We start from the raw sequence: 23,323 nt of genomic DNA, 5'->3' as shown, positions 1-23,323 counted from the left end.
TTTATATCCATTAATTTTTCTGATTTGTGCTATAAATTCTATTTAAATATTTTACTTTCTATTATTAAAACGTAAAATTCAATTAGAATTTATATTCGATAAAATCCAGGAATTTATTCTAAACATAAATAACACAATACTTTAGAAAAAATAAAGTATTGTGTTATTTTACATTATAAAAAATAAAACCAGTGCATATAAAATATATTTTCGCACTGGTGAGTAATTTAAATAATTACGATAGAATTTATGATAAAAACTTATAATATCTTTTTATTCAGATATAACCTTATTTACAAGCTCAACTAATTTATCTTTTATTAAATCTTTTTTCATAAAATGGGTTGCTCCTAGAGCTTCAACTACGCCTAATTCATTTGAAAAATTATAAGTACCTCCATCTGAAAGAACAATCACTTTTAAATCTCTAAATTCTTCTTTTAATTCTACTACAAGTTCTAATCCACTTTTTACTGGCATATAGATATCAGTAACAATTAAATCTATATTACCCTCTTTCTTAAATACTTTTATTCCTTCTTCTCCATCACTTGCTTCAACAATGTCATAATTAGCTTCTTCTAATAGTCCCCTTATAAAGCTTCTAATACTAGCAGAATCGTCAGTTACTAGTATCTTTTTCTTCATTCCTGACATCACCTTTCAACCTCCCTTTTTAACCATGCAACCGAAAAATCAACAAAATAATGCTGATCAATATAAAAAACAATATACATAATAAAAATATTGTACTGAACATTTTATAAACTTATTATTTAATTTAAGTTCATCCACAAATTAGTATTACTACAAGTTCTTATAATATTATCATAGCACTATGAATCCTAAATTTCAATCTTTTCATACATAATTACCCATTATTCATTTTATTTGTAATTACAGCTTAATAAAACAAAAAATCAGCATATTGTAATATGTAAATCAGTTGAGATTTTAAAGTTAACAAATCCTTATTTAATGAATATATTATTTTAGAAATATTTAATTAGGAGTTTAATAGAAATGATTGACCTAAATCAAAATGAATTTGATGATGAAATTAAATTTAAGAAATTTGAGAGTACAAATTTTTCATATGACTTTGAAGCAAGAGAAAGACCCCCATTCTTCCCACAACAAGGAAATAACAAATTTCCTCAAACAGACAACTTCCCTGGTAACTTTGATTCTCCACCAGAATTCAATTTCCCTGGTGGAGCCTTTAACCCGCCAGGAATGCCAAAATCTGCACCTCCAAACTATACTCCTAAAAAAAATGGACCTGGCGTTCAAACTTTTAGTGCAACTGGTGGAGCTGGAACACCAAGCACTTTTGCCGTAAGTTCAAATTCAATTAGATTTTGCCTTTATAAATACACATATATTTGGGAACGAAGTGGTAGAAGTTATTGGACATTTTTACTAAATGTAGATAGACGATCTGTATCAGGCTTCAGATGGACAGGTCGAAGCTGGATTTACTTTGGAATCGACTTACGAAGAATTGATTCTTTTGTATGTTATAGGTCTGAGTCCATTGAAAACTGTAATAACTGTGAAAATTTTAGATCAAATAATATTGAACTAGAAAATAAAATAGACTATTCAATAAATCAAATAAAAGATGTATACACACAAACATTAGCTTATGTTGATATTCCTGAAGTTAAAGAAGATTACATTACGCGTTCCATAGGTCTAATAGATGGCCAAGATGTGAAAAGTGATATTCCTTGCGTAAAAATAAGAAATCTTTCCTATAGAATTACTTTAGAAGTAGCTTATCCAAATAATTTTACTGACGCTTTAAAAAAGGATTTAACCATATCAGCAAATGATGCAGCCAGCGAAACATCAAAAATATTTAATTCTCAAAGAAATAATAAGGAATCTTCTAACCCACTTGAAACCTTTAACAACTCTATTGCTTTAATACCAGAAGCACTTAATACTTTTACTAATTGCTTTAATTCAAAATTACAATTATTAAATTTATCTTCTGATAAATTTAATAATATAACTCATTCCATTAGAACTGAAAAGATATATACTAATTGGAATCCGTACTTTTCAGCACTATAATATATTAAATTTTTAAATTAATGTACAGGGAATCCGTTATTTAATTATTAAATATTGGGATTCTCTTTTTATATTTGCGGCAATCAGCAAAAATTCAACTTATTTTGTACTATTTGAATTAATAATATTAATCAATAAGCACATACTAATTTTGAATATTAAATCTATATTTACGAGGTGAATTATATGAAAAAATTGCTTTATATAACAGTAAATTCAAAGCCAGAAGAGCTATCCTCTAGTAAAACAGTAGGTCGAGAACTTGTAAACAGATTCTTAAAAAAGTATCCAGAATTTCAACTTGAAGAATTAGATTTGTATAATTGTCATATTCCAAGGTTAGAATACACATATTTTGAAAAAAGAAATTGTATGATTAATGAAAATGACTTTAATAAATTAAACGAAAAACAACAAGAAGAAGTACATAAAATGGTTAAATTGGCAGATCAATTCAAAGAAGCAGATGTTTATGTTATTGCTGCACCTATGTGGAGCCTCTCTTTTCCTTCTCCATTGAAAGAATATCTTGATTGTGTGATTATGGAGGGTAAAACAATTCATATATATGATGATCAAGTTGAAGGATTATTAAATGATAAGGTACGGGGGATGATATATGTCCAATCATCTGGTGGAGCTATTCCATGGTTTCTTAAAATTGTAATGAACAAAGGCTTAAATTATGTTCATGATATTATGAAATTTATTGGTATAAAAAGATTTGAAGAACTATTGGTGGATAAAACTGGTTCAACTGAAAAAGAAAGAATTGAAGCCATTGAAAATGCATTTAAAAAAATTGATAACGTAATTGATGAAATTTGGAGATAGATAATTGAATATTTCAAATCTAACGAAGTAATTGTTTAGCTAAAAAGAGTTGCACAATCATAAAATTTCTATATATAATTCTATGATTATACAGCTCTTCTTATATTGTTATTATTTTTCTAAAAATATTGTTTTACTTCTATCTAATGTATCAGTTAAAAAGGATAATATTACTCCATAATTTGTTATTGGTACCTTCTTTTCTTTACATTCATTTACTCTATTTAATACTGTTTTTCTATTTATCATACAAGCACCACAATGAATAATTAGTTTATATTCTTCTATATCCTCAGGGAAATCATGACCGACTCTAAAGTTAAAATCTATTTCTCCACCTACATATTCATTTAATAATTTAGGTATTTTAACTCTTCCTATATCTTCATGAGATACATTATGTGTACAGCTTTCTGATATTAAAACTTTATCACCTGGTTTCAAATTTCTAACAACTTCTACTCCGTTTAAAAATTCTGATATATCTCCTTTTTGTCTTGCAAATAACATAGAGAACCCTGTAAGCTTAATATTCTTAGGAACAATTTTGTCTACCATTTTAAAGGCTTGTGAATCTGTAACAACAAGATCAACATCTTTTATTTCCTTTAATGCTTCTTCTAATTCAGTATCTCTAACCACATAGCTCTTTATACCATGGTCTAAACAATCTCTAATACATTGAACCTGTGGCAAAATTAATCTTCCCTTAGGCGCTTCTGAATCAACAGGAACTACTAATATTACCTTTGAACCATAAGGCAGTAAATCCCCAACTAAAGGCAGTTCTTCTTCCTCTGCTTCAATAATTTTAACCAGCTCTCCTTTTAAATCTTCTATTCCTTCCTCTGATTCAGTTGAAATAAATATTCCTTTCGGAAATTGCTCTTTTAATTCTTTAACTTTTGAATCATCTGCTTTATCTATTTTATTAAAAACCAATAAGTTATTAATATTATATTTCTTAAATTGATGTTGAGTTTTTTTCATGGTTTCAATGTCTATATCATCAATATCAGTAAGATAAATTCCTATATCAGTTCTTTTTAATAAATCATAAGTCTTATTTACTCTTAAATCTCCAAGAGGAGTTGTATCTCCTATTCCAGCTGTATCTATAAAAAGTACTGGACCTACTGGAAGAAGTTCCATTGCTTTTGATACAGGATCTGTTGTTGTTCCTTCTCTTTCTGAAACAAGAGCTACATCCTGTCCTACCAATTTATTTATTAATGAAGATTTACCACTATTTGTTTTTCCGTAAATTACTATGTGCTTTCTATTTGAATTTGGTGTGCTGTTCATAAATGTCCTCCTTAAAATTTTCTAAAATTAATTGCATAAAAATAAGGCCTTCTACTGACACAAGAAGCCCCTAATAATTCACTGTACAACAAATAGACCCAGACCAAGCTGGCTTATTTTCATACAAATATTATTAATTTTTTGCCTCTTTCAGATTAGAATAATCTTTTCTGTCAGATTTCTGATTTTATTTTTAAATACAAATTAATTTTAATAGATTTCGTTAAAAAATACAATAACTTATGTGTTATACATAAAAATATTAACTATTATGGCCTTTTGAGTTAATTAAATTAATATTGTATGGTGAAAAGTTTCTGATTGCAGCATAGCTTGTGTGTATATATTTGGGGAAGTAGCTATGCAATTTCATACATATCTATTAATCCTTACTTATAAACAACTTTGAAAGCAATAAATTATTGTTCTAGTTAAAATAATATTAATCTCAGCTTATATAAATAAGCAAAAACGTAAAAAATGAGGTAAATTAAACGCTTCTGTTTAATTTACCTCATTAATAGCTATTGTGCTTGTAAAAATTTTTCATAGGTTTCAATTTTGTCCTCTCTATTAGTCTTTTTTAGCCAACTATTATATTCTTTAATGATTTCTTCTATATTTTCTAATTTTAGATTATTTTTATTTCTTTTCTTCAGTTCCACGTACATATTAATTTTAATTATGTTTCCCATTATCACCACATCCTTTTTATTAAAATAATGTTAATTTTCTCTCTTTATTTTCTATTTTTTTAATTACACTTTTAGTAAAAATTACTTATTTTATTATATAATACAACTAATTTGTTAAAATTATGTACTAAAAAAGCTTAAAATAATCTTAAAATTTTCTGAATTATTTTCATATAAAACTAAAAGAGCAGTAAACAAAATTTCTCTTGTTTACTACTCTATGTAGATAACTCAACTCACATAAGCTTGTTGTGTACCCAAAATTAACTTTTGACCATATTAAATCATAAACTCAAACCCAAGTTTATCTAATTATTGTAATATTCCTGTTGCCACTCCTATTATACCTACTGCAAATAATCCAAATATAATTAATAATGGATTTACTTTTTTCTTTAATAAGTACATACATAAGAATGTTAATAATAATGGAACTAATCCTGGCATTAAACTATCTAACACGCTTTGAACAGTTGTAATAACTTCTGTTCCATCAGATTTTGTATATTGAGAAAGTACAAATGGTATATTAATACTTGTCCATTTTGAAACAAGACCACCTATAACAAGTAAACCAAGTACTGAAGATCCTTCAGTAAGATATCTAAGCTTATTACCTGACATATCAGAAACTAATTGAGTTCCTTTTTCATATCCATAAAACATTCCATACCAGTTTGTAGCAAGTCTTATTGCATTAAAGCCTAAGAAGAAGATTAATGGTCCAATAATGCTTCCAGTAAGTGCAAGTCCAGCACCTAATGCTGCAAGTACAGGTCTTAAAGTTCCCCAGAAGATTGGATCTCCAACTCCAGCAAGAGGTCCCATAAGCCCAATCTTAACACCACTTATTGATGCTTCGCTTATATCAGCACCATTTGCTCTTTGTTCCTCCATAGCAGCTGTTATCCCCATGATTGGAGTAGCCATAAATGGTTGTGTGTTAAAGAATTCTAAATGTCTCTTAAGTGCATCATTTAATTCTTGACCTTTATATAATTTCTTTAAGGCCGGTATTAAAGTTACACAAAATCCTATTGCTTGCATTCTTTCAAAGTTAAATGACCCTAATAGGAAATTTGAACGAATAAACATGCTTATTATATCTTTTCTATTTAATTTCTTATCACTCATTTTCATATCCTCCTTATTCCAATTTACATTAATTCCGAATCATCAATATCATCAAGGCCACCAGCTACTGCTACTTTACCTTCTTTAGCTATTGATTGAATGTGGAAGATTGCACAAATTACACCTATTGCACCAAAACCAATTAAGTTAACACCAGTAAAGGCCGCAATTATAAATCCAATAAAGAAGAATGGCATTAATTTCTTAATTTCCATCATGTTAATAACCATTGCATACCCTACAACCACTATAAATCCACCTGATACTTGAAGTCCTCTTGTGATTACTGGAGGTATAGCAGCTAACATTGCGTTTACTGCATCTGTACCTGCAAGCACTCCTACTATTGCAGCTGGTACAGCTACACGGATTCCTTGAAGTAATAATCCTAATATGTGACACATTTCTATTCCTCTAGTGTTACCTTTTTCTGCATAGCTATCAGCTAAGTGTTGGAAGAATACTGTTATTGTTCTTACAAAGATAGTAAGAACTTGTCCTGCTGCCGCAATTGGTACTGCAACTGCTATACCTGCTCCAATTGATTGATGCCCTACTATTACAAGTATTGCTGAAATAACACTTGCAAGTGCTGCATCTGGAGCCATAGCTGCACCAACATTCATCCAGCCTAATGCTAACATTTCTAAAGTTCCACCTAAAATAATTCCAGTTTGAATATCCCCTAATACAAGTCCAACTAGTGTACATGCAATTAATGGTCTATGAAATTGGCATTCATCAAGAACACTACCCATACCAGCAATTGCTGCAACTATTACTAATAAAATTAATTGTAAAGTATTCATTTATTAATTCCTCTCTTTCTCTTTTTGTTTATTTCTATATAAAAATTTATTTAAATTTTATATACTAGATAAGATTTAATTCCTTTAATCTATCCATCATGTTGATTTTAGTATCTTTAGCTAATTTTCTTATTTCTAATTCAATTCCTTTTTCATTAAGCTTTTTAAAAGCTTCTATATCAGCGGGGCTTACACATAATGCATTTGTAATTTGTTTTGTTCCATCCTTGTAACACATACCTCCAACATTTACAGATTTAATGTCAACTCCACCTTCAACCATTCTTAAAACATCAGTAGGATTAGTAAATAAAAATAATGTTTTAAAGCTATCAAATTTAGGATTATTATATGCTTCAATTGCTTTTGCCACTGGAACTACATATGCTTTTATTCCTGGAGGAGCTACTTGAATAACTAATTGCTTTCTTAAATCATCTGCTGCAACCTCATCACTAACAGCCATTATTCTGTTACAGCCGCTATCCTTTGTCCAAACTGTTGCTACTTGCCCATGTATTAATCTATCGTCTATTCTTACAAAACTAATTTCCATTTTTTTATACCTCACTTTATTATTTTTACTCATGGTAATTTATTCCAAGGGTCAGTCCCCTTTAAATCAATTCATCTTCCATATCATCTTCAACTTTTTTAACAAAAGTTCTTATTGCTTCTTTACCTGAATTTTCTGCTATAGCTGCAAGCTCTTTTAAGTTTGAAAATTCTCTGCTTCCTAAGGTTTCTAAAATCATAGGAAGATTAACTCCTGCTACAATTTCCATATTGTCATTTTTCATTGCAAGAATACTTGCTGCATTAAATGGACTTCCTCCAAAAAGGTCAACCATAAATAAAACGCCATCGCTGCAATCTAACTTGTTTATTTGCTGATTATATTTTTCTACCAGGTTTTCCACTCCTTCACCTGGCTTAAAAGTTACACTTCCCACATTTTCCTGAGCCCCAAAAATCATTTCTGCTGATTTAAGTATCTCTTCTGAAAATGTACCATGTGTACCTATTATCACTGAGATCATTAATTCATCATCCTTTCCCTATAAACTAGTACATTTATTATTTCTATGCCAATATATAAAGCAATTACTGTGCCAACTAAGTATGTCAAAATTGAGTTCCTCCAAACGCCTTGTAAGTAAAGGTTTTCTTAAATGTATTTTTTTGTTTTGACATTCTTGATTAATATTGACACTCTTTTTTACCTCTAATAACACACTTTTTTATCTCTTTTTTATAACAATGTCACTTTTGTAATATGAATAAATAATTTAATGTCAAATTCATTTATAAAAATTCATAAACAATCTCTAAAATTCATAAACTTTTTCATAAAAACTAAATAGCTTATATAAAAAACACCTTACAAACCAGATAAACTGCAAAAGTTTCTGATTTACAAGGTGTTTTAACCCAAATTAATTATTACTTTGTTTTGATTTATTTTAATTATCCCATTGGCTTTGCAAATGCAGGATTTATATTAACATTAAAAAATTATATAAAAAATATCTAAAGAAAATTTAAATTAAGCCTATAAAACAATGTCAATTTTTAATTTTCACTTATTATATCCACCATATGATATATTTCTTCATCAGTTAAGGTTATTGATAAGGCAGACTCAAATATTGATTTTGTTTCCATTAATGCATTTAATACTTTCTTATCAAAATTAACATCTGTAGTGTCATAATTCAATCCACTATTTAAAAGCATTCGTTCTAATGCACATGCTAAGTGAATCATAATTCTCAGCTTTGTTGGATTAGAATATTGAACATTTAAAGAATTTTCAATTGAATTAACAAACTCTTCTAATAATGAATATATTTTCTCTGGATTGAGAAAGGTTAAAAATTCTACTAAGGTTTGCTTGCAAAGATTCTTTAGTACAATTTGCTTTTCGCTTTTATTTGCAATTCTTATATCTTTTCCTCTAATAATATTTCTTAAAATTTCTTCTCCTGACCCATCTATTAAGGCTTCTATCGATACAAAAGGAATTCCTAATTTAGGATTTGAAATTCCAACAAGTGAAATAACGTTACTTGTTTGGCCAACTTCCTTTACTACCTTCTTTAATTCCTTTAATCCACATGGAATAACTTCAATATTATTGTTTCCTGTAATATTTTTTGTAGCTGCTTCAACTAATTCTTTAAGCTTCATAGCAGCACCTTTTCCAGTTGAGCAAATTGTAATTATAGCATTTTGATTTCCATTTTCAATAGAAACTTCTGATACTATATTGCTTGTATACCCTCTAAAATCTGCACATAGATAAGTATATACTGAATTTAAATCAGCATCACATAAAGAGCATTTTCTAACTGCTTCTAAAACTAAAGGTGTAGATACCATATCAATACTTTTAGTATCAATTTTCGTTCTATCAGTTATAACTTCTCCTACAGAGTTTAAAGATCCCATATCCACTAATAATAAAACACCTTTTCCTTCATCTACTTGTTGAACTTTTTCAATTACACATTCTAAAATGTCAGAAGGTGTTCTTTCAAGGGGCATATCTACAGCAGCAATATTATCTGCGTCAAAAAGCTTTTTAGCAACTGCAACCATACTTGTAGCTGTGCTAGTCCCATGAGCTGCTACTACAATTCCAACTCTCTCTTGATGTGAAGCTTCTTGAATTGAAGTTAAGAGCAAAGCTAAATATTCAATTTCCATTTCAGGAATTGATAATTTGTATCTATCTTCTATTAACTTATGAATTTCTTTGGCTACCTCATATTCTTTTGTGTTTATTGATGGTGGTAATTTAATATTTGTTGAGAATATTACATTGTTTTTACTGATTCTATTGAACAAAGCACTAAAATGAAGACTTGTTGCATAAATAAATCTATCATGTAATTTTCTTCCTAGCCTGTCTTCAGCTAATACCTTTATTTCTTCTGCAAATTCAACAAGTTCCTTGTCAACAACCTTTAAAAGGCCTTCTCTTCTATGCAAATCATTTTTATATCTATCATAATATTTCTTCAAATGAATATTTATATCTGTAGCTATAAAATTTTTAATTTCCTCTTCCTTCATCCTTTAAGAGAGATGCTTTATCTTCAATTATATTGTATATATTAAATGGTGGTTCATAAGCATCAGTTTCTAAAAATCTTCTATCTCCATCAGGATGAATTATAATTGTATTAGGAATTATATTCCACATCGTAGTGTTATCTCTTCCTTTATTAACAAAGTTAAATATACCATTTTTAATGTTAGGAGGCAGTATTTTTAAATTAATATCAATACCTTCATCTGTATTTATACAATTTAAAAAACCTTTTGCACAAGCTAGTTGAATATTAGATTTTAATTGACCTACATTTCCATAAGTAGTACTTCCAATAAGAGCTTTAACTGCTTCAGAAGAAACCTTTATTGTTTTATTAACTCTTTGTGCTTCCTTGGAAAGCAAATAATGTATCATTTCAAATTTATCTTCAACAGTTCTTTCTTCAAAACTAGGAATTGCAATTGTTATTGGTATTCTTCTAATAAAGGTATTTAATAATGTTGAGTTAGGATCTTCAGTTGTAGCTCCTATTAATAATACATTAGCTTTTCGATGCCTGTCTGTTTCCCCAAGTTTATTATAAGTCCCCGTGTCCATAAAATAAAAAATCATTTCTTGACCTTCAGGAGGCAGTCTATGTATTTCATCTAGAAATAATATTCCTCCATCTGCCTTTTCTACAATACCTTCTTTTTCTTTTTCAGCTCCTGTAAAAGCACCTTTAATATGACCAAATATATGTGATAATAATAGCTGAGGGTTATTACAGTAATCAGCACAGTTAAATATAATAAAAGGAGCATTTTCTGGAAGCTTTTTAATATACTTTGAATATTGATACATCATATTAGCAAATAAACTCTTACCAACGCCTGTACTTCCTATTATCAAAGTATGAAGTCCATTAGGCGGATATAATATTGCTGCCTTTGCTTGTTCAATTTGATTTTTTAAACTGGTTCTTGCTCCAATTAAATAATCAAAAGGAGAATTTTCTTGATTAAAATTTTTTGATTCCTTACTAACAAATTCTTCAATATTAGTAATAAGTTCAATATCATCCGAAAGTTTAACCCCTAAAATTTTTTCAAAACATTCTCTATCAAAGTAGAGCACAGGTCTATTTTTTATTTTTATTATCTTTTTATTTCTGCAAAGTACATTAAGCTCTCTACACACATTACTTTTTAGTATATCAAGCTCTTCTTCAATTTCTTGAGCATGAAAGCCCTTAATCTCTATTAATTTTTCCTTAGTAAACTTTTGTGACTTATCCAATATGTAATTATAAATTTTATCTATACGTTTCATAATCTTCCTCTTTCCCCCTAAGTAGGTTTATGAACTCTAAACTCTTATCTATAAACTATTAACTGATTAAATAGCCATCTATAAATGACTATTATCACTTATAGACGGCTATTATTATTACTTATTTAATTTGAAAAATAGTACTCTTTAACTTAGCTTACTCTTGAACTGGTTTCTTTAACATTCCAAGTATTACAGCTCCTACTACTGAACCTACTAAGATTGCTATAATATACATTAGTGGATTACTTACTATTGCTATAACGAATACTCCACCATGAGGTGCTCTTAAAGCACATCCAAATGCCATTGAAAGTCCTCCAGCTACTGCTGAACCAATTATACAAGATGGTAATACTCTAATTGGATCTGCTGCTGCAAATGGAATTGCACCTTCTGAGATAAATGAAAGACCCATTATATAGTTTACTAAACCTGCTTCTCTATCTTTCTTAGTAAATCTGTTTTTGAATATTGTGCTACAAATTGCTATTACAAGTGGTGGAACCATACCACCAGCCATTACAGCTGCCATTATTTCAAAGTTTCCACTAGCAAGTGATGCTGTACCAAATAAGTAAGCAGCTTTGTTTACTGGACCACCCATATCAACTGACATCATACCGCCTAAAACAATACCTAAAAGAATCTTACTTGTTCCACCCATTGAGTTAAGTGCACCGCTGATAGCTGTATTTATTACTCCCATGAATGGGTTTATAGCTAACATTAAAATTCCGATTAATAATATTCCAAGTAATGGATATAATAATACTGGTTTTATACCTTCTAAACTGTTTGGCAAACCTGCAAATAATTTCTTAAGACCAAGAACTATATAACCTGCTGCAAAACCTGCAAGTAATGCACCTAAGAAACCTGAACTAACTGCTGGAAGCTTTCCATCAAAAGCATTTGCAAAAGTTGCACCTGTATTTGCAAGCATTCCACCAACAAAACCTACAGCTAAAGCTGGTCTGTCTCCAATACTCATTGCAATATATCCAGCTAATACTGGTAACATAAATCCAAATGCAGTTCCACCAATTTTCATTAATACTGCTGCTAATGGTGTACCTGAACCAAATCCACCTGGATTTGCAGGATTAAATGTATCAAATAAGAAGGCTAATGCTATTAAGATACCTCCTCCAATAACGAATGGTAACATATGAGATACACCATTCATAAGGTGTTTATAAATTTGACGTCCTACTGATTCATTTTCAAGACCATCTGAACCTTCATCAGCTTTTCCAGAATGATTATAAACTGGAGCATTTCCATTAATAGCTTGATTAATTAAATCACCTGCTTTATGAATTCCATTTGCAACTGTAGTTTTAATGACTTTCTTTCCATTAAATCTAGCCATTTCAACATTTTTATCAGCGGCTATAATGATACAATCAGCTTCTGCTATTTCTTGTCTAGTTAAAACGTTTTTAGCTCCTCCAGAACCATTAGTTTCAACTTTAATTGAAACACCCATTTCTTTACCTTTACTTTCAAGACTTTCTGCCGCCATGTAAGTATGAGCTATTCCTGTTGGACAAGCAGTAACTGCTAAAATTCTATAACCACTTTTACTCATAGTAACTTCCTCCTTTACTTCTTCAGGGAATTTTTCTTTTTCTTTATTATCTATTAATCTTAAGAATTCATCTTTGTCAGTACAATTAATTAAATTTGTTCTGAATTTTTCATCCATAAGTATAGTAGATAATCTTGCTAAAACTTCAAGATGCAGATTGTCATTGTTATCTGGCACTGCTATCATGAAGAATAATTTAGCTGGGGCTCCATCTAATGAATCATAATCAACACCATTTGTACTTATTGCTGCTGCAAGAGATGCTTTTTTTACTGCACTTGTTTTTCCATGAGGAATAGCAATCCCATCACCAATACCAGTTGTACTTAAAGCTTCTCTGTCTAATATTGCCTTTTTATATTCTTCTTTATTATTTAAATTTCCTGTCTTATCCATTAAGTCTACTAATTCATTTATACATTGTTCTTTTGTACTAGGATTAAAATTTAAATTGATACCATCTTTTTGTAACAAATCTACAATCTTCATTTTGAATACCTCCCTATAAAATAAAAAATATTATTCCATTTATAATTTAACTGAAGGATATAAAGAAATTATCTCTTCAGTAATTATTGAATTAAAAAAGTCCATTAATTAAGTAAAGCTTCTATGCTTTCATTTGCTTTAATAAGCTATATACTTCTTCTTCTGTTGCAAGGTTATCTGAAAATGCACTTGCACTTCCTGTTGCAATTCCCATTTTAAATGCTTCAGCTATATCATTGTTCTTAAGGTATCCACATAAGAAACCTGCCACCATTGAATCTCCTGCACCTACGGAGTTTTTAAGAACACCTTTTGGTACATCTCTCTTTATAGCTTCACCATTTTCAGGTATTAGAATTGCTCCATCACCTGCCATTGAAATCAATACATTTTTAGCTCCCATTTCTTGAAGCTTTTTACCATATTTAATTATGTCATCATCACTGTTTAACTCTACATTAAACATTTCTGCAAGTTCATGATGATTAGGTTTAATTAAAAATGGTTTATATTTCAGTACTTTAAGTAATAAATCTTTAGTTGCATCAACTATAAATTCTACTCCAATATCTAAAAGACTGTTCATTATGTTTTCATAAATGTCATCTGGAACACTTGTTGGAATACTTCCTGATAATATTAAGTAATCACCTTTAGTTAAATGTGATAATTTATCATATAATACCTTTAAATCATCTTCAGTAATTTCTGGTCCTGCACCATTAATCTCAGTTTCTCCATCGCTTTTTAGCTTTACATTAATTCTAGAAAAGCCTTTTTTTAATTTTACAAAATCACAACTTACTCCATGACTTTCAATTTGACTTAATATTTCATCACCTGTAAAGCCTGCTACATATCCTAAAGCTGTATTTTCTACTCCCAAATTTTTTAGAACTATTGATACATTTATGCCTTTCCCTCCAGCACAAATCCTTTCTTCTTCAATTCTATTTAAAGAATCAACCTTAAAAGAATCAACTTTAACTATATAGTCTAAGGAAGGATTAAGTGTTATTGTATTAATCATTTTTTATCACCTCTATTACATTAGTATCATAACTAATATTATTATCATTTATTTTAGTTGTTATTAATGTTGAATCTGTAATTGATCCAAAAGTTGCAAAACTAACTTTTTCTAGCTTTGAAGTATCTGCTAATACAAAAGACTGCTTACACATTTTCATTGCTTGAGCTTTAACCATTGCTTCATTTACATCTGGTGTTGTATATCCATTTTTATTAGTAACACCATTTGCTCCAAAAAAGCCTTTTGAAAAATTATATCTTTTCAATTGTTCAACAGTATTGCTTCCAACAATTGCTTCAGTAGATGCTTTTACTTCTCCGCCTAAAATAAATGTTCTATAACCTTTTTCTAATAGCTTTTTGGCATGTACTATGCCATTCGTAACAACTGTTATGTCTTCTGCTTCTATAAAGTCTATTAAAAGTTCTGTTGTTGTACCAGCATCTATATAAATAACATCTCCATCTTCAATTAATGAAGCTGCATGCTTTGCTGTTACATATTTTTCATCTACATTTAATGATTTTCTAACGTTTACTTTGTAATCATGTTTAGAGGAACTTTCATCAATTGATATTGCACCACCATGGATTTTCTTTAAAAGTCCTTCCTTATCCAGTGCATTTAAATCTCTTCTAATTGTAGATTCTGAAGCATCAAGTAATTTAACTAGATCTGTAACTGATACAATACCCTTCTTCTTCAATTCCTGAAGAATGATATTAAATCTTTCTTCTGTAAACATTATCATCCCTCCTATGATATTATAATAACTTATATTCTTTCAAAAATCAATCATTTTCTTTCAAAATAATTCATATTTTTTCACTTTTTTTGAGTTTCGGCTATTTTACTGGCTTTTAAGCTCCATAACTTGATTGGTTTTGACCATTTTAATCATTCAAAGTTGTTAGTACCTTCTCTAGCAATACTCCTTCTTTAGTTGGATAATCGTATTGACTACTTGTTTTTATTGCTTTTTCTACAAATTTACATGATTTTTTTACACTTTCTATTAAATCAAAACCATTCAAAATACTTCCTATTAATACTGATGTAAATATATCACCAGTCCCTGGATAAGATTTTTCAATTCTGTCACAAACAATCAACTCAATTAAGTCCTTTTTACCATTATAAACAGACGTGCCAATTTTATTTTTATCTTTTAAAGGCACACTTGTAATAATTATATTTTCACAACCTAATCCATGAAGCTTTTTAGATAATTTTAATAATTTTTCATCGTCTATTTCATCAATAATTTCCTCTTCCGCTAAAATACAGGCTTCTGTAAAATTAGGTGTCATAACCTTAGCGTATTTTGCCAATTCTTTTAGCTTATTTGAGTAGCTTTTATCAAAATTGCTATAAAAATGTCCGTTATCTCCAAAGATAGGATCAAAAACAATCATTGAATTTTCATTTTTAACAGCTTCTAATAACATCAAAGTTTCATTTATATTTTCTATACTGCCAAGATATCCAATAAATATACCCTCAAAACTTATTCCTTGTTCTTTATAATGATTAACCGCCTGACTTATGTATCCTTCTAACTTTACTATAGCAGGTTTATTAAAACCTCCAGTATGTGTTGATAATATTATTGTTGGAATCGGACATGCTTCTATTCCCATTGTTGCTAAAACAGGAATTACATTAGTTAAAGCAGCCTTTCCAATGCCACATAAATCGTGAATTACAGCTGCTCTTTTTATTGGTTTATTCATTTTTCTCTCCTTCCTAATCAATATTGTTGTTTTTTTGAATTTGATTTTTATATGTAAAATGTTTCTACATATTGAAAAGTTCCTTATTGCAAAAAAATTTATAGGCGTTTATGATTGCAATATTTTCAAATTCATTCACTTCCAATCAAACTTTAAATAGTTTTTATTTTTAGTAAATTTATCCTACGCCCATAAATGATTATAATATTAAGTATCAAATGACGCAAATTTATCTATAATATTGCCACTGAAATAATTTATAATTTGTAAGTTTTACTGTTCAATAACAGTTTTAGATCCTAATAATCCTTCAAAATCCTCCAAATAAATTTTATAGCTAATTACGATGATTATATTTAAATGCAAATACAAACAGGCCATTTGTTAGAATTGATATCTAACAAACGGCCTTAAGATACTTTTAACTAAAATTTTTCTTATTAGTTTACCGAAGCATTATTTGTATTTTGAGCAAACTGTTTATTTTTGATTTCAGCATTTCTTTTTTTATCACTAAATAATGCAAAAATTATACCTGGTAAAAGAATTATAGCGCTCACCTTAAATGTGAAACTAAACGCTTTAACAATATAGGTCAAAAATGTATCTTGTATATTAGAAGCTATTTTTTTTGTTTCTTTCTTTTGGGCTTCAAAACTTTCTTTAATTTTATTTTCATCCTTTTCTGGTGAAGATACTAACATAACATTTTCTTCTTCATCAATTTTGTTTATTATTTCTGAAAGATTAACATTTTTATTGGTACCAGTTTTTATAGCTGAAATTATCTCTAATCTGACTTTATCATCAAATACATTATCATTTTGTATTATTTGCTGAGCAGTTTCCTTAGCATAAGAAATCTGAGTTGTCATGTTTGATGCAAATATAGTTAAAAATAAAGCAACTCCAAGTACAGTTCCAAGTGTTCTTGTCATATTATTTATTCCAGAGGCTATTCCTATTTTATCTACAGGAACGTTAGCCATTATAGAACCTATTAATGTTGCCATACTTAAGCCAGTACCTGAACCAGCAACTATTAATCTTAAAATCATATCTATATTGGAAGAATTTTGAGTAAGAGAACTATTTAAGTAGCATGAGAAGGAAAGCAAAAGAATACCCAATGCACTAGTTAATCTGCTCCCTATTTTTTTTGTTAAAATTGTAGCTAATATTGAAAAAATCATTGAAGTTAAGGACATAGTAGAAATAATAAGTCCTGCTGACAGTTGATTCAACCCTTTAACCTGAATTAGGAAAAAAGATAGCAAATAAGTACCAGACATCATACCAAGACCTAATAAGAACAGAGTAATCGATCCATTTGTAAATGGTAAAGATTTAAATAAACTAAGTGGAACCATTGGCTCCTTAACTTTTAGTTCAATAATGATAAATATTATGAGAGCTATAGCTGAAACCGCAAATAATGAAATTGTAAAATTCGATGTCCATCCTTTTTCATTAGCCTTCATTAATGCGAAAGTTAAGCAAAACATTGCAATAGAGATTGTAGTAATTCCCCCAAAATCTATGCTTTTGCTTGCAGTTGGGTCATAAGATTCTTTTATGAATTTCATAGTTAATACTATACAAATACAACCTATAGGTATATTAATAAAGAAAATATATCTCCAATTAAAAAATTGAGTTACTATACCACCAATAGATGGTCCACTTGCTGCAGCAAGACCTGAAAAAGCTCCCCAAAGTGCCATTATAGTTCGTCTCTTTTCTGGCGGGAATATTTCAGCAGAAAGAGGCATTGCAATAGTTACAACAAATGCTGCTGCAAAGCCTTGAATAGTTCTAAATAATATAAGTGCTTGAAGAGAATTTGAAATACCACATAGTAGTGAAGATATAGTAAATAAGAACACTCCTCCAGTAAACAGTTTTTTTCTTCCAAATTGATCTGCCAATCTAGAAGCTGTTACTAAGATAACTGCAGTAGCTAGATTATAGGCATTTACTACCCAAGAAATTTGATCCATAGTAGTATTAAAGTATTCAGTCATTTTAGGCAAAGTGATATTTACAACAGTTGTATCTAATAATGCCATAAAAAAGCCTAATATTATAGCAATGAAAGAAATGATTTGATTTTTTTTGTTCATAACAAAAACCTCCTAAATAATTATATTAATGTATAATATACTACTATAAAGTATAGTAGTAAGGGCAAAAAAATGTCTCACAATATAACAATCTATTAGAGACATCAAAGTATTAATTATAATGATTATAAACTTTTTCAGACCATTTATCTAAAATCTTATAAAACTCATTATATAAATCTAGAATTAGAAATTCAGAACCGTTTATTTCATTGTTCTGTTTTTCATGATTATAAACTGATTCAACAAAAGCTCTACGTTCTTCTGCCTTGTTTTTGAAGTTATTAAGGTATTCTTTTCTTTTTTCTTCTGGCAAATTCTCTACATTAACTAAAAATGCATTAAAATCTAAATATATATTTCCTATATGATTAGAACTTTCTTCCATTAGTTCATTGAAATATGAATTTCCTTTTTCATTCATTGAATATAATGTTTTTTCAGGCATTTCTCCTTCTTTAACAGTTCTTGAATTTAAATATCCACTATCACATAATTTAATTATATTTTTATAAATTGATGGATTACTGATTTTTAGCCATTTTGAAAGATTCCATTTATCAAAATCTTTAACCATTTCATATGCACTTTTCTCTTTGTTCTGTAAATATCCAAGTATTATTAGATTTATTGAAGACATTTTAATCACCACCATTTATTATACTACTATAAAGCATAGTAGTATATGATATATTTGTCAATACAAAATCTAGAAACCTTTTTTACTCTGTGATATTAAATATAAATTCTTAATATTATATTCCGTAATTATTCAGTTATATTAAAAATACTGCCAAATCTAAACAGTCTTGATTTGACAGTACTACAACTAAATAAATCACTATTTGTATCAAAAGTTATTAGTTTTTTCATCCTTAAAAGCAAAGACAAAATATACTTAACAACTTTTAAAAATTTTTCTTTATTTTATCAATTAATTCATTATATTCTTCATCACTCAATAACGCCTTATTTTTAGGCATCATATCAAAAGTTTTCCCCCAAGATGGTCCACCTTCATATTTAGGTACTAAATGAAAGTGAAGATGCTTCATAGTATCTGCAAAAGCTCCATAATTTATTTTATTTGGTCCAAAAGCAGCTTGAATTGCTGAAGCTGTTTTAGCTACATCACTCATATAATCTACTAATTCTTCTGGTGTTAAATCTTTAATTTCACTTTTATGTTCTTTAAAAACAACGTTACATCTACCTTTATAAGTTTGTTCCTTAAATAAGTATACAGTTGATGCTTTTAAATCGCATATTTTAATCATTAGATTATCAAGGTCTTGGTTCTTTGAACAATAAAAACAGTTTTCATCAAAATTCATTTTGTTATTCATCCTTTCAATTTTAAATATGAGAAAATAACAAGCTAATAATTAAATAATTTAATGCCTAACTTATTATTTTCAATGATACATTATTAATAATATTTTATTTATAAATCTATGAAATAACTTCTATAAAGTAACTCCTTTTTTGAATATAGCAAGTTCTTTAAATTTATTTATTTCATTATTTACAAGCTTTCCACCAGAAACTTCAATTATATATTTAACTAAGTCTTCTGTTACTTCTCCTAAAGACTTATCTTCAACTAAAGATCCAGCGTTAAAATCCATCCAATGTGGCTTTAAATTATATAATGCTGTATTTGTTGATATTTTAATTGTAGGAACAAAAGTGCCGAAAGGAGTTCCTCTTCCTGTTGTAAATAAAACAATATGACAGCCTGCTGCTGCAAGTGCTGATGCTGCTACTAAATCATTTCCAGGTCCGCTTAATAAATTAAGACCATTTACTTTTAAAGTTTCTCCATATTTAAGTACATCAACTACTGTAGCTTTTCCAGCCTTTTGAGTACATCCAAGAGACTTATCTTCTAAAGTAGTTATACCACCAGCTTTGTTTCCTGGTGATGGATTTTCATATATTGGTTGATCATATGCCATAAAGTATTCTTTAAAATCATTAATTAAATGAACAGTTTTATCAAAAGTTTCTGTGTCCTTTGCTCTATTCATAAGAATAGTTTCTGCGCCAAACATTTCTGGAACTTCTGTTAAAATTGTAGTACCACCTTGAGATACTAAGAAATCCGAAAAGTTTCCCACTAATGGATTTGCTGTTATTCCTGAGAAACCATCAGATCCACCGCATTTTAAACCTATTTTTAATTTTGAAACTGGAACATCTACTCTCTTATCGTCCTTCATATTTTCATAAAGGTCTTTTAAGATATTTGCTCCTTCTTCAATTTCATTTGATACTTCTTGAGCAACTAAAAACTTAATTCTTTTTTTATCATATTCTCCTAAAGATTCTATAAAATCAGCCATTGTGTTGTTTTCACAGCCAAGACCAAGTACTAATACTCCACCAGCATTAGGATGTTTTACTAAGTTACCAAGCATTGTTCTTGTATTAACATGGTCATCACCAAGTTGAGAACATCCATAGTTGTGCTTATAAACTTCAATTCCATCTAAACCTACTGGATTTACTTCTTCCTTGAATTTTTCTACAATTCTATCTCCAATTCCATTAACACATCCAACTGTTGGCACAACCCAAAGTTCATTTCTTATACCAACGTTTCCATTTTCTCTTAGATATCCTTTAAATGTAAGATTCTTATTTTCACTCGTAATTTCAGTTAGCTGTTGATTAAATTCATAATCCTTTATTCCTTCTAAGTTTGTCTTTATGTTATGAGTATGAACCCAAGTTCCTGCTTCAATATCTTTTGTAGCATGTCCAATTGGATATCCATACTTAATTACATTTTCATTAATAGCAAAATTAGTTATTGCAACTTTATGACCTCTTTTTACGTCTTCTTTTAATTCAATTTTTTTGCCATCTATTTCTATTGTTTCACCTTTAGATAAATCTCTAAGAGCTACTACCACATTATCTTCTTGATTAATTTTAATAATTTCCTTCATGATTTCTCCCTGCTTTCATATAATTATTGGTTATTATTTAAACAACCTACTTAGGAGTAATGCAACTTTTGAATATGACTATTCAAAAATTGCATTAATTATATTATGTAAAAATTTTAATTATGAGGCTATATTATTATATATGGTACAATCATACTTTATAATAAGATGTGGTTAATAAATTATTTGTAAGATAACTATTTTGTACCATATATATTTTAACTAAAGTACTTCTTTAACAGCTTCTTTCATACCTAATTTTTCTATTGAAATTAAGTATTTTGTTACTTCATCTGTTAAGTTAGGGACTTCATTTAAATTCATTCCCCAATTCTTTTCATATGCTAAAACTTGAGTAACTACATTTCTTAAACCTTCTTCAGATCCATCACAGCTTCCCCATGCTCCTTTGTATAATTCTAAAATGTCTTCATCATCTGCTAAGTTGATTGTTTCTTCTCCTCTTTTTCCTTTATAGAATTCTATTAAAGATGCAAGTGAGAATACTAATTTCTTAGGAAGTGTTCCTTTTCTTTTTAAGAATTCAGTTACACTTGGAAGATCTCTTGTTTTATATTTAGACATTGAATTTAATGCAATACTCATTAAATAATGTTTAACATATGGATTTTGGAATCTTTCAATAATTGCATCTGAAAATTCAACTAATTCAGCATGAGGTAAATCTAAGGTTTCGCAAATTTCATCATAGATTACATCATGAACGAATTTTCCTATTACTTCATGATCTACTGATTCACCAACAGTTTCTAATCCATAAAGGTATGCTACTGGAACCATTGCTGTATGCGGTCCATTTAAGATTCTTACCTTTCTAGTTCTATATGGTGTCATATCATCAACAACTTTAATGTTAAGTCCAGCTTTTTCTATTGGTAATTCATCTTTAATTGATTGTGGACCTTCAATTACCCATAGGTGGAATATTTCACCTACATTAACTAATTTATCTTCATAGCCAAGTTCAGCTGTGATTTCATCGATTGTATCTCTTGGATATCCTGGAACTATTCTATCTACTAAACTACAGCAGAAAGTGTTAGCAGTATTAATCCAATTAACAAAGTCTTGTCCTAAGTTCCAGATTTCTGCATACTTAAGTACTATTTCTTTTAATTTTTCACCATTTCTATCAATAAGTTCACAAGGAATGATTATTAATCCTTTATCATTAGCTCCATTAAACACCTTAAATCTTTCAAATAAAAGTGCTGTTAACTTTCCTGGGAAGCTCTTTTGACAGCCTCCATTTAATTTATCATTCTCATCAAAAGCAATACCTGCTTCAGTAGTATTAGAAACTATAAATCTTATTTCTGGATTTTCAGCAAGCTTTAAATACTCATTGTAATCTCTGTAAGGGTTAATTCCTCTGCTTATGCTGTTCATAATTTTATGAGTTTTAATAGCTTTTCCATTTTGAACCCCTTGAAGATACAAAGTATATAAGCCATCTTGTTCATTTAGCATATCAACTAATCCATTTTCTAGTGGTTGAACAACAACTACACTACCATTAAAATCAGCTTCATCATTCATCTTATCTATTTGCCAATCAACAAAGGCTCTTAAAAAGTTTCCTTCACCAAATTGAATTACTTTTTCAGGATAAGTTTTAAATTCCTTGTATAATTCCTTATTTAATCTCATAAAATGTTCCTCCTAAATTTTATATATAAATTATTATTAATTTCAATAACCAATTCACTATGCATCTTTTTTATACTATTATCTTACATAGTCAATTTCTTATTGAGTTTTGCACACGTGCACATTTTGTTTGAAAAAAAAATTATATTCACTAAAAGTTCTGAATTGCAGCAAGCTGCTCTTTTTATAGGTGATAAGTTCCGTATTGTGGCATAGCCACTCTTTTTATATGTGCACATTTTGTTTGAAAAAAAATTATATTCACTAAAAGTTCTGAATTACAGCATAGCCACTCTTCTTATAAGTGATAAGTTCCTAATTGCGGCATAGCCACTCATTTTATGGGTGCTTATTTTATTTCAAAAAAATTATATAGAAGATAGCTAAAGCTTTTGCATAAAATAGTTTCATTTTGTTTTGTATTCAATTTAGAGATAGAATATACTCGACTTAATTTAAAAATTTCAACAAAATTCAATAACTATCTTCTATTTTTAT

General features: G+C 28.9%; 18 protein-coding genes and 1 pseudogene. 2 read left to right on the top strand and 17 right to left on the bottom strand.

Annotation, left to right across the window (positions count from 1 at the left end):
* Positions 1-273: 273 nt before the first annotated feature.
* A complete protein-coding gene (locus GXK56_RS23165; protein ID WP_160691916.1) occupies positions 274-657 on the bottom strand; it encodes a response regulator in 384 nt (127 codons plus the stop codon).
* Between the two features lie 366 nt (positions 658-1,023).
* Here GXK56_RS23165 and GXK56_RS23160 point away from each other — a divergent pair, with 366 nt between their 5' ends.
* The gene (locus tag GXK56_RS23160; protein ID WP_160691902.1) at positions 1,024-2,082 is read left to right on the top strand and encodes a hypothetical protein; all 1,059 of its coding nucleotides are present in this window, start codon (positions 1,024-1,026) and stop codon (positions 2,080-2,082) included.
* A 186-nt stretch (positions 2,083-2,268) separates the two neighbouring features.
* Positions 2,269-2,916: an NAD(P)H-dependent oxidoreductase gene (locus tag GXK56_RS23155; protein ID WP_160691900.1), complete on the top strand. Its 648-nt coding sequence runs from the start codon at positions 2,269-2,271 to the stop codon at positions 2,914-2,916.
* Between the two features lie 111 nt (positions 2,917-3,027).
* Here the strand turns inward: GXK56_RS23155 and hydF are convergent, their stop codons facing one another.
* The 16 genes and pseudogenes from hydF to GXK56_RS23080 all read right to left on the bottom strand — a co-directional run bounded on the left by hydF (position 3,028) and on the right by GXK56_RS23080 (position 22,825).
* Positions 3,028-4,221, bottom strand: a complete 1,194-nt coding sequence (gene hydF, locus GXK56_RS23150; protein WP_160691898.1) for a [FeFe] hydrogenase H-cluster maturation GTPase HydF — start codon at positions 4,219-4,221, stop codon at positions 3,028-3,030.
* Positions 4,222-4,745: 524 nt separating this feature from the next.
* Positions 4,746-4,916, bottom strand: coding sequence for a hypothetical protein (locus GXK56_RS27880; RefSeq protein WP_202127934.1), 171 nt, complete (start codon positions 4,914-4,916; stop codon positions 4,746-4,748).
* A 312-nt stretch (positions 4,917-5,228) separates the two neighbouring features.
* Positions 5,229-6,050, bottom strand: a complete 822-nt coding sequence (manZ, locus tag GXK56_RS23145) for a PTS mannose transporter subunit IID (protein ID WP_160691896.1) — start codon at positions 6,048-6,050, stop codon at positions 5,229-5,231.
* Between the two features lie 23 nt (positions 6,051-6,073).
* Positions 6,074-6,859 carry a PTS mannose/fructose/sorbose transporter subunit IIC gene (locus tag GXK56_RS23140; protein ID WP_160691894.1) on the bottom strand — a complete coding sequence of 262 codons (786 nt, stop codon included), beginning with the start codon at positions 6,857-6,859 and terminating at the stop codon, positions 6,074-6,076.
* Positions 6,860-6,923: 64 nt separating this feature from the next.
* The gene (locus GXK56_RS23135) at positions 6,924-7,415 is read right to left on the bottom strand and encodes a mannose/fructose/sorbose PTS transporter subunit IIB (RefSeq protein WP_160691892.1); all 492 of its coding nucleotides are present in this window, start codon (positions 7,413-7,415) and stop codon (positions 6,924-6,926) included.
* Positions 7,416-7,476: 61 nt separating this feature from the next.
* Entirely contained in the window at positions 7,477-7,899 is a 423-nt protein-coding gene (locus tag GXK56_RS23130; protein WP_160691890.1) for a mannose/fructose/sorbose PTS transporter subunit IIA, read from the bottom strand.
* A gap of 532 nt (positions 7,900-8,431) precedes the next feature.
* Positions 8,432-11,228: pseudogene (locus GXK56_RS23125) on the bottom strand (sigma 54-interacting transcriptional regulator).
* Between the two features lie 157 nt (positions 11,229-11,385).
* Complete coding sequence (locus GXK56_RS23120) at positions 11,386-13,311, bottom strand: fructose-specific PTS transporter subunit EIIC (protein WP_160691888.1); 1,926 nt, start codon at positions 13,309-13,311, stop codon at positions 11,386-11,388.
* Positions 13,312-13,432: 121 nt separating this feature from the next.
* The gene (gene pfkB, locus GXK56_RS23115; protein ID WP_160691886.1) at positions 13,433-14,341 is read right to left on the bottom strand and encodes a 1-phosphofructokinase; all 909 of its coding nucleotides are present in this window, start codon (positions 14,339-14,341) and stop codon (positions 13,433-13,435) included.
* The gene (locus tag GXK56_RS23110; RefSeq protein ID WP_160691884.1) at positions 14,334-15,089 is read right to left on the bottom strand and encodes a DeoR/GlpR family DNA-binding transcription regulator; all 756 of its coding nucleotides are present in this window, start codon (positions 15,087-15,089) and stop codon (positions 14,334-14,336) included. The genes pfkB and GXK56_RS23110 overlap by 8 nt, the downstream gene beginning before the upstream one ends.
* A 148-nt stretch (positions 15,090-15,237) precedes the next feature.
* Entirely contained in the window at positions 15,238-16,077 is an 840-nt protein-coding gene (locus GXK56_RS23105; RefSeq protein ID WP_160691882.1) for a pyridoxamine kinase, read from the bottom strand.
* Positions 16,078-16,517: 440 nt separating this feature from the next.
* Positions 16,518-18,200, bottom strand: a complete 1,683-nt coding sequence (locus tag GXK56_RS23100) for an MFS transporter (protein ID WP_160691880.1) — start codon at positions 18,198-18,200, stop codon at positions 16,518-16,520.
* 112 nt (positions 18,201-18,312) lie between these two features.
* Positions 18,313-18,840 carry a PadR family transcriptional regulator gene (locus GXK56_RS23095; protein WP_202127933.1) on the bottom strand — a complete coding sequence of 176 codons (528 nt, stop codon included), beginning with the start codon at positions 18,838-18,840 and terminating at the stop codon, positions 18,313-18,315.
* Between the two features lie 268 nt (positions 18,841-19,108).
* Positions 19,109-19,534, bottom strand: a complete 426-nt coding sequence (locus GXK56_RS23090; protein ID WP_160691876.1) for an HIT family protein — start codon at positions 19,532-19,534, stop codon at positions 19,109-19,111.
* Between the two features lie 132 nt (positions 19,535-19,666).
* Positions 19,667-21,154: an altronate dehydratase family protein gene (locus GXK56_RS23085; protein ID WP_160691873.1), complete on the bottom strand. Its 1,488-nt coding sequence runs from the start codon at positions 21,152-21,154 to the stop codon at positions 19,667-19,669.
* A 222-nt stretch (positions 21,155-21,376) separates the two neighbouring features.
* Positions 21,377-22,825 (bottom strand): tagaturonate reductase, encoded by a 1,449-nt coding sequence (locus GXK56_RS23080; RefSeq protein ID WP_160691871.1) that lies wholly within the window; start codon positions 22,823-22,825, stop codon positions 21,377-21,379.
* Between the last annotated feature and the right edge of the window lie 498 nt (positions 22,826-23,323).

The sequence above is a fragment of the Clostridium sp. C2-6-12 genome (assembly GCF_009928485.1).
GTDB lineage: Bacteria > Bacillota > Clostridia > Clostridiales > Clostridiaceae > Clostridium.
The sequence above is the reverse complement of the archived record's forward strand: the minus strand, read 5'-3'. Positions and strand labels throughout refer to the sequence as shown.